General features: G+C 63.8%; 7 protein-coding genes. All 7 read right to left on the bottom strand.

Annotated features, from left to right (window positions below):
• Window positions 1–5: 5 nt before the first annotated feature.
• The 7 genes from ACTIEZ_RS01705 to ACTIEZ_RS01735 all read right to left on the bottom strand — a co-directional run bounded on the left by ACTIEZ_RS01705 (window position 6) and on the right by ACTIEZ_RS01735 (window position 11,927).
• Window positions 6–3,164, bottom strand: a complete 3,159-nt coding sequence (locus ACTIEZ_RS01705; protein ID WP_439544910.1) for a WD40/YVTN/BNR-like repeat-containing protein — start codon at window positions 3,162–3,164, stop codon at window positions 6–8.
• A 183-nt stretch (window positions 3,165–3,347) separates the two neighbouring features.
• Window positions 3,348–6,503, bottom strand: coding sequence for a TonB-dependent receptor domain-containing protein (locus ACTIEZ_RS01710; protein ID WP_439544911.1), 3,156 nt, complete (start codon window positions 6,501–6,503; stop codon window positions 3,348–3,350).
• Between the two features lie 428 nt (window positions 6,504–6,931).
• On the bottom strand, window positions 6,932–7,645 hold the full coding sequence (locus ACTIEZ_RS01715; protein ID WP_439544912.1) for an SDR family NAD(P)-dependent oxidoreductase: 714 nt from the start codon (window positions 7,643–7,645) through the stop codon (window positions 6,932–6,934).
• Between the two features lie 26 nt (window positions 7,646–7,671).
• Entirely contained in the window at window positions 7,672–8,454 is a 783-nt protein-coding gene (locus ACTIEZ_RS01720; RefSeq protein ID WP_439544913.1) for an SDR family oxidoreductase, read from the bottom strand.
• Between the two features lies 1 nt (window position 8,455).
• Entirely contained in the window at window positions 8,456–9,889 is a 1,434-nt protein-coding gene (locus ACTIEZ_RS01725) for a diaminopimelate decarboxylase family protein (protein ID WP_439544914.1), read from the bottom strand.
• Window positions 9,890–9,914: 25 nt separating this feature from the next.
• The gene (locus ACTIEZ_RS01730) at window positions 9,915–10,820 is read right to left on the bottom strand and encodes a dihydrodipicolinate synthase family protein (RefSeq protein WP_439544915.1); all 906 of its coding nucleotides are present in this window, start codon (window positions 10,818–10,820) and stop codon (window positions 9,915–9,917) included.
• An 18-nt stretch (window positions 10,821–10,838) separates the two neighbouring features.
• Window positions 10,839–11,927 carry an ABC transporter ATP-binding protein gene (locus ACTIEZ_RS01735; RefSeq protein WP_439544916.1) on the bottom strand — a complete coding sequence of 363 codons (1,089 nt, stop codon included), beginning with the start codon at window positions 11,925–11,927 and terminating at the stop codon, window positions 10,839–10,841.
• Window positions 11,928–11,930: the final 3 nt, after the last annotated feature.

The following is an 11,930-nucleotide window of genomic DNA, read 5'->3' on the forward strand; positions in this document are numbered from 1 at the left end:
CTTTCTCAAGGCTGCGCTGCGGCAACCGCTTCGGCCGGCAATTGCGGCAGCGTCGCGGTCGGCCACGCCACACCGGCTGCCGTCGTTGCCGATTGCAATGCCGGCATCTGCGCCACCAGCGCGGTCAGATCCTTGTACAGGCTCTGCACATCGCCTTGCGCCACCTGTGTCATCTGCCGCTGCGCCTGGCTGGGCGCCGCCGTGTATTCCTGAGTGGTCGTATACAGGCGCTGCGTCAGATCGCCCAGCGGCAGGAAGGTTTCCTGTTGGGCGAGGCCTTCCTCGCGGCCGTTCAGCACGACATTCAGCCGATCCGCTTCCTTCATCGCTGCTTCGGCCCGCGCGATCAGCTTGCGGTCCGCCTTGGCATCCTTCAGCGCCTTCACCACTGCGGTGGTCTGTGTCAGGCTGTCGCCCACCGTCTTGCCCGCATGATAGGTGGCCGCGACCAGCTTGGCCTGTGACGCCAACAGGCTTTCCAGCGCCGCACTGTCGATGGCCGCGATGCTGATCGCCGGATCGAGCCGCACCTCCAGTGGCTGGGTGTGCACCTGGTCACCCACCGTCAGCTTCACCTGATAGGTGCCGGGCATCACGAACCGCCCCGGCATGCGCCGATAGGAAGAGGTCGACGCGTTCGGCGGCGCTTCGAAGCGCAGATCCCACACGGCGCGCTGCGCACCGCGCTTGGCGGTCGGTTGCGTCAGCTTGCGCACCACATTGCCCTGGCCGTCCATGATTTCGATGGACACGGGCTGGCCGGCGCCCGTTGTGCCCACCCAGTAATCGATGATGGCGCCGCGCGGCGGATTCTTGGTGGTGAAATAGCTGTGGCCGGTGTTCTTGCGGCCACGGGCCACATCGCGGATCTGCGTCGCCCGCCGCGGCGGCGCCAGATAGGAGTGCGAAGCCACCACCTCCGGCGTCAGCTTCTCGACAAGATTGAGCTGGTCGAGCACCCAGAAACCACGACCATGGGTGCCGATCACCAGATCATTCTCGCGCGGGTGAACCAATATGCCCTGCACCGAATTGGTCGGCAGGCCCGACCGCAACGGCAACCAGTGGCCGCCGCCATCGCGCGAGACATAGACGCCCATATCGGTGCCGACAAACAGCAGTTCGCCGTTCTTCGGGTGGGCGGCAATGCTCTTGGTCGGGCCGAACGCCGGCAGATCGGCGGAGATGTTCCGCCAGGTCACGCCATAATCATCGCTGCGCACCGCGTGCGGCCTGAAATCATTGTCCTTGTGGCCATCGAACACGGCATAAAGCGTGCCTTCCTTCGTCGGTGACCAGGTCACCATGCCAACCTTCATCTGATCGGCAACGCCCGGGAAGCTGGCCGATTTCTGCCAGGTGCGGCCGTCATCGCGGCTGACCTGGATCAACCCGTCATCGGTGCCCGCCGCCAGCAAGCCGGCACGCATCGGCGAGACCGACACCGAGTGGAGATTGCCATACAGCGCCGTGCTCGAATGCAGGTCGATGGTGCCCGCCGGCTGGATCTTGCCCTGCAACGGCAACTTGTCCCGGCTCAGCTGCCGCGTCAGATCCGGGCTGATCCGTTCCCAGGTATCGCCGCGATCGCGGCTGCGGAACAGCACATTGGCGCCGAAATAGATGGTTTTGGCATCATGCGGGGAGATGACCAGCGGCGCGCTCCAGTTCCAGCGATAGGGCGGGAATTCGCCCTTCTGCGGCTGCCATGGCTGAATGCGCTTCTGCGCCTTGCTGGCGCGGTTGGTGCGCACCAGGCCGCCATATTGCGACTGGGAATAGATGATGTCCGGATCGGTCGGATCGGCCACCGCATAGAAACCATCGCCGCCCGACAGGAAGGAAAAATCCTCGTTAGTGATGCCGTCATCGAACCGCGTGCCGATCGGGCCGCCCCACGAACCATTGTCCTGCGTGCCGCCATAAACATGGTAGAACGGCTCCTGCATGTCGGCCGCGACGGTATAGAGCTGCATCAGCGGCAGGTTGGCCTGCCAGTTCCAAAGCTGGCCTGCGTCATGCGATGTGTACATGCCGCCATCACCGCCCATCAGCAGATGGTTGCTATCCTTCGGGTTGATCCACAGCGTGTGATTGTCGCCGTGGACCTGAGTCTTCAACAGGTTGGTGAACGTCTTGCCGCCATCCTTGGAATGCAGCAGCGGGGTGACCGGCACATAGACACTATTCGGATTTTTCGGATCGCAGAAGATTTCGCCATAATACCAATGGCTCTGGACCTGAGCGTTGCGGCGTTCCCAGTTGTTGCCGCCATCGGTTGACCGGAACGTGCCGCCATCGGGGCCAACCGCGGTGGCATACATCGTATCGGGATTGTTGGGGCAGAAGGTCACCCCGACGCGGCCGACCGCCGTGGTCGGGAAGCCATTACCGACCCGCGCCCAGGTGTCACCACCATCGGTGCTGCGCCACAGGCCGCCTTCCGGGCCGCCGCCGATCATGCTCCACATGCGGCGTTCGCGCTGGAAGGTGGCGGCATAGAGGATATTCGGATTGTTCGGGTGCATCGCCACGTCCACGACACCGGTGAACTGGCTCGGCCGCAGCAGGCGCGTCCAGGTCTTGCCGCCGTCCTTGGTGCGATACAGGCCGCGTTCCTCGTTCGGTCCCCACAACGAACCCAGCGCCGCGACGAACACGGTGTTGCTGTCCTTCGGGTGCACCACGATACGGCCGATGTGGCGGCTTTCTTTCAGCCCCATATGCTCCCAGGTGGTGCCGCCGTCGCGCGAGCGATAGACGCCATCGCCATAAAGCGAGCTGCGCACATTATTCTGCTCGCCAGTACCGATCCACACGGTTTCGGGATCATTCGGATCGAGCACGACTTCACCCATCGAGATGGTGCCGCCCTTTTCGAACACCGGCGTCCAGGTGGTGCCGCCGTTCACCGTCTTCCACAGGCCGCCCGACGCGCTGGCGGTATAAATGATCCGCTGATCGGTGGGATGCACGGCAAAGCGGGTGATGCGCCCGCTCGACATCGCGGTGCCGACTTCACGCCATTGCAGCGCCGCCAGATCATCGGCCACCAGGCCATCGGGCGCTGCCGCCCAGGCGGATGATGCCAGCAGGAATGCAGCAAAGGCGGTTGCCGTCATGCGGGTGAGCGGCGCAATCAGCCGGGGTGCGGAAGCGGACATGTCGGCTCTTCTCCTTGCTATGCAATCAAAACGGGCTGGACCCGCAAAACAACATGGGGGGCCGTCTCGGGGGAAGCGAGACGGGCCCCATGCGCAGCCACTGGACCAGGGTTCATCATCAATCAGCCGATTGAAGCGGACATCAGACCAGGCTGCAAGCTGTCTCCTCGGCAAGGCCCATCCTCAGAAACGGACGTTGCCGCCAACGAAGATGAAGCGGCCGGCGGCTTCGTAGGTGCCGGACACGGTGTTGCCTTCGACGATGAACGACGGCGACGGGCCGAACTGCGGCACCACGGGCGGATCCTTGTCGAGCAGGTTGCGGACACCAACGCGCATCTGGAAATTCGGGCGGACCTTCCAGAAAGCCGTCAGATCGACATAGTTCTGGGCGGGAAGTCGTGCACCGGTCGCGTTGCCGCGACCAGCCTCAGTCCAGGTGACAGGTTCACCAGTGGTGGCATTGATCGAATTGATACGGTCAACGCCGGACGTGTAACGCCAGTTTGCCGCAATATCGATCGTCCACGGCGTCCGCCATGTCGTCGTCAACACATGGCGATAGCGGAAGCGCGGCGTCTGGCACTGGCTGTCGTACAGCGCGACGCAGTTGGTGGTGATCGAACCGGCAACCGGCGTCGTCTTGAAATCGACCAGATAGGTGGACGCATAATTCCACATCAGCCGACCCAGCTTGCCGATGTCGTGATTATAGCTGATCTGCACGTCAAGGCCCGACGTGGACAGGCCGGCGATGTTCTGCGTGCGCTGATCGACGAACGAGGGCTGGTCGCCGCGGAAGCTGAGCGAGCCGTCAGGGCCGCGGAAGATCAGATTGCAGAATTGTTCTTCACCCGTATCCAGACACCGGTTCAGGGTGAACACCGCCGGGACCGTGCCGACCGCGCCCTTCAGGCGGATATTGAAATAATCCACCGAGATCGACAGGTTGCTGACGAAGCTGGGCTGGAAGACGGCGCCAAGTGTGACCGTGTCACCGACTTCGGGCAGCAGATTGGGGTTCCCGCCGGTTTGCACATTGACCTGTGCACCCGATGGCGGGACCGAACCATAGAGCGCGGTCGGCAGCCCGGTGCGCGCGCAATCCGAAGCCGACCGCGTGGGCGGCGCCGCGCTGCCGGTGAAACCGCCGCACGGATCAGACACGTTGGCGAGGCCGGTGTTGACCGGCAGGAACAGCTCCAGGATGTTCGGCGCGCGGATGGCGCGCTGATATTGGCCGCGCAGCCGCAGTTCACGCACCGGCGCCCAGCTGAGGCCCAGCGCGAAGGTGGTGGCATTGAAGTTGCCGCCTTCGACACCAGTCAGATTGTTGCGCGACTGGTAGCTGGAATGGCGCACGGCGCCGGTGAAGGCCAATGATTCAAAGAACGGCTTGTCCTGCACCAGCGGGATCGAGGTTTCGAGGAAGAAGTCCCGCACCTCGGTGGTGCCGTCGCCGGGCAGCAGCGCCCCGGCACCAGCCAGCAGCGTGCCCGACGATGCGGTCGCATCCGGCCGGGTGACCAGCGTCTCGCTGCGATATTCGGCGCCGATCAGCAGGGAGATGCCATCCGTTGCCCACGGGCTGGCGATACCGAACGCGCCCAGATCAGACTGCAACGTACCGCCCACGATGGTCTGGGCGGTCTTGCCGCGCGTCAGCGTCGGGGTGTCGAGATAAGCCCCCAAGCGCGGATCATTGGTGCCGTTGGGATCATAGTTGGTGATGAACGGCACGCAGTTGCGGTCTGTCCCCTGCACCGCGACGCGGCAGGCCGGCTGGCCGGTGGCGGGATCGGTGATGATGTCCAGCGCGTTCAGCAACGGCTGGCGGGTGACATTGTTGGTTTGCAGGCGATCGAGCGAGGTTTCGGCATATTGGCCGAACACGTCGAACTTGATGTTGTCGGTCACGTCGCCGCGCACGCCATAAACCGCGCGGAAGTTGGTGAGCGTGCGATCATCCGTGCGCGGGCCGCCTTCGACGAAACGCCGCTGCACCTGCGCCTGCACATAACGATCGCCATCGGGATCGCGCGGCCACGGGCCGGTGAGCGAATCGCTGCCGCAGAACAATTGGCGCATCTGGGTGGTCAGCACCGGGTTGTCGCAGTTCAGCCGGTTGATTTCCGAACCGAAACCGCCCGACGGCGCGATGATCTGCGGCGATGTCGATTTGGTGAAGCCGAACTCGGCATAGGCCTCGATATCGTCGGTGATATCATACCAGCCGCTGAAGCCGGCGTTGATGCGCGTCACTTGGCGACGCAGCGGGTTGAACGGGTTGAAGTTGAAGCTGTTGGCGCCTTCACGCAGCGTGCCATCCTCCTGCAGCGCAAAGCCGCCCGACGTGCGCGGCTGGCCCTGGGCATTCAAAAGGATGCTGCCATCGGGATTGCGCAGCGGCACGGCGGTGGTGCTGCCCGGTGCGAACACCGGGTTCAGCACGAAATTGGTCGGGAACGGCCCGGTGGTCGCGCCGATGCAGGTGGCTTCGGTGTTGGCAAACAGGCCAAGCGCGCATTGCGAGAAATCGCGCTCCGACTGGTTGAGGCCCTCGTTGCGCAGATAGCGCCCGTAGGCCGTCACATTGCCGCGACCGCCACCCAGCGAGGCACCGAACACCCCGGAAATATCGACCGTCTGGTTGCCGGTGGTGCTGCCGGTGCGCGGCTCGATATTGGCGGCCACCAATTGGCGCTGCAGATCGAGGCTGTTGTTGACCGACTGGTTGAAGCCGAACAGGCCATCGATCTCCAGGCCTTCGAAATCCTTCTTCATGATGAAGTTGGCAACGCCGGCGATCGCATCCGAACCATAGACGGCCGACGCGCCGCCGGTGACGATTTCGACCCGCTGGATCAACTGCGCCGGGATCAGGTTGATATCCGACGGATAACCACCCGGCGTCGGCGAGCCTGGCGGCAGGCGCTTGCCGTTGACCAGCACCAGCGTGCGGATCGAACCGAGGCCGCGCAAATCGAGCGTCGAGGTGCCGTTGGCGCCGTTGGCAAAGCTGGTGTCCTGCGCACGGGTGACGGACGGCAGCGTGTTGAGCAGATCGATGGTGTCGGTGGCGCCCAGGATGTCGAACGCCTCCTCGGTGATCGTCTGCACCGGGCTGGACGAGACGACATTCTTGGTCGCCAGCCGGGAGCCGGTGACCGTGATGGTTTCCGCCGGGTCTTCGGCCGCATTGGCCGCCACGTTGGCAGTCGTCATCGTCTGGTCGGCGGCCGGCGCGCTTTGCGCAAAGGCGGCACCAGCAGACATCGCCAGCATGGCCGAAAGCAGCGTCGACGACATCAGATGGCGACGCGTTGATAGTCTCGACATTTATCGTTCCCCTTGTGCAGGCCGGACCGCGTCCAGCTCCCCCTTGAATGTTCGGCTGGCCCGCTCTTTCCCCACGCGCGGCCTTGGAATCACAGTCTGAATGTCAACGCGTTCGAGTGTCAATAGTGTTGCAAGGCATCTGCTATGCGAACATTTCATGCCGCCGAAATTTGGACGTCGATGCCACATCGCACTGTTGCTCAACGCAGCTGGCGTTCTGGGTAAAATACTGTTTTTAATATATAAATGATCGCTTTTGCAAGTCGGCAACCGGCTGCACTGTGTTGCGAGTCACGATCATTTGCCCGAAAACTGTGGCCCATTTGCACTGGATAGCGCCTCCCAATGTGGGCGCAGAGCGCACAGGCAACCGCTATGCGGCAACATTCTGAGTCGAAATGTACCCCGGCAGAGCGCAAACAAAGCAGCTAGATCGAGGTCTCAAGCCGCGTGTTCATCACCAGCTCCGCCACCGACGAACTGTTCGGCAGGCGCAACAGGAAGGCGACGGTTTCGGCGATCGTGGTCGGATCGATCCGGTCCTGTCGCGGCGTAACCCCGGGGATATTCGCAATCAGATCGGTGTCGACCGCGCCAGGGCACAGCGCGGTTGCCCGCACGCCATGTTCCCAGCCGGCGAACTTGGCAGCATGGGTCAGCGCCAGCACCGCATGCTTGCTCATCGTGTAACCCACCGAAACACCGGGCCGGTAGCGCTTACCGTCGGTGGAAGCGATGTTGATAATACGGCCATTGTCGCCGTGCGCCAGATGCGGCAGCGCGTGGCGGATCAGGCGGAACGGCGCCTTCACATTGATCGCCCAGATATCGTCCAGCATCGCCTCGTCGCCGTCCGCGAAATCGATCTGACGCAGCACGCCGGCATTGTTGATCAGGCCATCGATGCGCCCGAACCGCGCCGCAGTGGCCTCCACCCAGGCCAGTGCCGTCTCCGGCACGGTCGCATCGAACCCATGAATCAACGTTAGCGCCGGATCGAAGCCACCGGCATCGAAGCGGGCAGGACTGCGTACGCCAAGCGACAGACAATAACCTTCGGCCGCCAGCTTGCGCGCGATGGCCAGCCCGATGCCGCGCGACGCCCCCGATATCATCACCACCCGGCCAGCCGGCACGAGCATCAACGCGGGCGCCGCAGCCTCCATCGTCAGAACAATCCCTGGTAAACGCCGCCGTCGATGACGATATTCTGCCCGGTCATGAAGCCGACATTGGCGCTGCACAAAAAGGCGATCAGCTCACCGCACTCCGCCGCATCGGCAAAGCGCCGGGCCGGGGTCAGTTTCAGCCGATCCTCGACAATCGCTTCGTAGGTGGTGTTGCCGCGCGCGGCGTGGCTGTGCAGATTGGTACGTAGCGCGTCGGTATCGAAAAACCCCGGCAGCACGCTGTTGATCACCACATTGTGCGGCACGAGTTCGCGCACCATCGACGCGATGGCGCCGGCCAGGCCAACCCGCGCCGAGTGGCTGTGGGCGAAATTCACCTGCGGAAACTTGATGTTGCTCACCGAGATATTGACCACGCGGCCGAACTTGCGGTCGCACATGCCCGGCACTACCGCGCGGATCAGATCGAGCGGCGAATGGAAATGTGCCTCCAGCCAGAAATCCCAGTCGGCCCGGCTCATGGTGCGGAAATCGTCCGGCGTCTGCCGCACGCCGGGGTTGCAGACCAGGATATCCGGGTCCGGGCACGCCGCCAGCACCGCAGCCCGGTCCTCGGGTGAGGTCAGGTCTGCTGCAACGAAGTTGACCTCGACACCGGTTTCGTCGGCAAGCTGCTGCGCCGCCGTCGCCAGCGTGTCGGGTGATCGTGCCACCAGCGTCAGGTGAACGCCGTCGCGCGCCAGCGACTGCGCCGCGGCCAGGCCCAGCCCCTTGCTGCCGCCGCAAATCAGCGCCCGGCGCCCTGAAATACCAAGATCCATGTTATTCGGCCGGCGCAAACGAAGCGGCGAGCAGGTGCGCCGGCACGCGGAAGCGGCCGACAGCATCCTTCAGTTGCTCGCGTTCGGTGGTGACTTCGGCGCGGCTGCCCGTCACCAGCACCGTCGCCGGCAGCAATTGCGCATTGTACCGCGCCGCCGAGGATTCGGTGTAACCACCGGTATCGAGGAAGGCGACCAGATCGCCGCGCTGCAACGCCGGCATGCGCCGATGCTTGCCCACCTCATCACTGTTGCACAGCGGCCCGACCAGATCGACCGTCTCGGTCGGTTCGGCCCCGGCATCGACCACTGGCACCGCATGATAATACCAATCCAGCACCGCCGCCCACGACAGATGGTTGGTGGAAATATCCATGTTCACCCACTTGCGGGTTTCGCCTTCCTTCACCGCACCGACCCGGCCCACGGCGACGCCCGCCGGTCCCGACAGCGCGCGGCCAGGCTCCAGCCGCAGCTTGGGCAGCGGCAGCCCTAGTTTCTGCGCCTCATCCTTGATCGCGGCGCAGCACAGGCGGGCATAATCTTCCGCCGTCGGCGCGGTCTGGTCATCGAGCTGGCTGTTCGGCCCGGTGCCGTACCATTTGCCGAAGGTCCAGCCGCCGCCGATATCGATGCACGGCGGCACCCAGCCGGTGTGATCCCGCAAATAGCCGGACCATGTGATCATCTCGCGCGCCATCACGGCGAAATCCGCAGGGTCATTCGACATGCGCGACAGGTGGAAATGCGTCTCCATCAGCCGCACTGCCGGCATCGCCAACGCGCGCTCGACGATGTCGGCGGTCTGTTCGCGGGTCATGCCCCATTTGGTGGAATCGCTCTGCTGCTTCAGCGTGCCCGGCCCGTGCATCGAAACGCCCATCCGGTCATGCAGCGGATTGAGATCCAGCTTCAGGCGGATACCGACATCGGCGACCACGCCCAGCCGCTGCGCGACTTCGTTGATGCGGTCCAGCTCGTCCATCGCATCGATATTCACGCACAGACCGTTGGCGATCGCCATTTCCAGCTCTTCGGTCTGCTTGTTCGAGCCGTTCAGCACCAGTGTTTTCGGGTTGGTGCCGGCCAGCAGCGCCATGTACATTTCCTGCGCGCCGAAACAATCGCCGCCGGCGCCTTCGCTGTTCATGATGTGGCGAATGGCCAGGCCGTTGTTGGATTTGTTGGCGAACAATATTTCTACGTCAGGGTAATGGGCGCGAAACGCGTCGCGAAACGCCCGATAGCTGGTGCGCAGCTGGTTTTCGGAAATGATATAGAGTGGCGTGCCATATTTGGCGGCCAGATCGGCCACATCGCAGCCGTCCACCCACAAATTGCCGTTCGGCCCGATCCCGATATAATCACCAAAGGCCACCGCATATTCGGGCGGCTGCAGTGCCGGAGCCCGCGATATTCTGGTCTGAACATTCATGACAAAACTCCCTTTTTATCGCTGATCACAACAGGCCGAGCGCTTGCATGCCCGTGCGCAGGCCATCGAGCGGCGCCCCCGTCAACGGCCGCAATGGCACCCGCGGCCGGCCGCCCGCCGGATAGCCCAGCATGTCCATCGCGGCCTTGGTTGCCGGATACAGCGTGCGGCCCTCGCTGGTAAACAGGTCAGTCAATTTGCGCCCGATTGCCTGCAAATCTGCCGCATGCGCGCTGTCGCCGGCCTTGGCCGCAAAATACAGATCGAGCCCACCGCGCCGCCAGACATTCGGGAAGCAATCGATGGTGCCATCTGCCCCCAGCTGCACGGCCGGCACACCAAACACCGACGACGGGCCGCAGAACACCCGCAACTGGTCGTGCACCGCCAGATAGGTGCCATAGAAATTGTTCCAGTCGCCGGAGCTTTCCTTGATCGCCACCACCGGATCAAGCGCTGCCAGCCGCACCGCCAGCGCCGGCGAGATCGCGTTCACGGCATTGCCGGGGATATTGTACAGCACCACCGGCAGGCCAATCTGGCCCGTCACATCCGCATAATGCGCGAAAATCTCGTCATCCGACAGTTTCACGAAATAGGGCGGCAGGATGAGCGCGCCGTCGCAGCCGATGGCTTCGGCATGGCGGGTCAACGCCACCGTCTCCTCCACGGTGATCGCACCGGTGCCGACGATCAGCGTCGCGCGGCCCGCGATGGCTTCGTACGCCACCGCAAACAGATGCTTGCGCTCGTCATGGCTCAGCGCCCAGAATTCGCCGGTGCAGCCGCCCACCACCACACCGGTGGCACCCGCCTCGATCAGCCCCAGCAGGTTGGCGGCAAAGCCCGCCTCATCGATGCGGCCGTCATCATGAAAGGCGGTGGTGACAGCCGGCATCGGGCCCGACCAATTGACACTGTTCCGATCCACTTGCTTCTTCCTTCTCAATCACGCAGTCACCGGATCGGCCACCATGGCCTCGATCCGGCGTCCGTCAGCCTTGTCGAACAGATGCAGGCGGTCCCGCCGCAAATCGAATGGCACCATCTCGCCGGCGCGCAGCGACACCGATCCGGCCAGGCGCGCGGTCAGCGACTGGCCGGCGGCATCCAGAAACAGGATCGTCTCATGGCCGGTCCGCTCGACCAGGCGCACTTCGGCAGCCCAGGGGCCTGTCCCCACCCGCACATCCTCCGGCCTGATGCCGATGGAAACGGCGCGCGGGCCCACCGTGGCCACCGCGAACGGCAGTTCGATCACCATCTCGCCGATATGCAGCCGGGCCGTGCCGCCTTCATGGTCCAGAATGCCATCGGCCAGCGTCATCGCCGGCGTGCCGATGAATCCGGCAACAAAGGCATTGGCCGGCCGGTTGTAGATCTCCGCCGGCGGCGCAAATTGCTGCAGCACGCCGTCCTTCATCACGGCGATGCGCGTCGACATCGTCATCGCCTCGAGTTGGTCGTGCGTCACATAGACCATCGTCTTGCCCAGCCGCCGATGCAGCTCGATCAGCTCGGCGCGCATATGGGCGCGCAGCGCGGCATCGAGGTTGGACAGCGGCTCATCGAGCAGAAACACCGACGGATCGCGCACCAGCGCCCGGCCCAGCGCCACCCGCTGCTGTTGGCCGCCCGACAATTGCTTCGGCTTGCGGTCGAGCAGCGCGCCCAGCTTCAGCAACTCGGCCACTTCGGCAAGCTTCGTCGCCCGGTCCGCCTTGGCCAGCCCACGCTTCTTCAGCGGGTAACAGATATTCTCGGCAACCGTCATGTGCGGGTAGAGCGCGTAGGATTGGAACACCATCGCGATATCCCGCGCCGCTGGCGCCAGATCGACGACATTGCGATCGCCGATCCAGATATTGCCGCTGGTCGTCTGTTCCAGCCCGGCCAGCATGCGCAGGGTCGTCGTCTTGCCGCAGCCCGATGGCCCCAACAGCGACACGAATTCGCCGGACTCGATCGTCAGGTCCAGGCTGGGGATGGCGACCGTCTCGCCAAACAGCTTGCGAACCTGTTCAAATACCACTTTCACGCG

Origin of the sequence: Sandarakinorhabdus sp., from assembly GCF_051860625.1 — a bacterium.
GTDB lineage: Bacteria > Pseudomonadota > Alphaproteobacteria > Sphingomonadales > Sphingomonadaceae > Sandarakinorhabdus.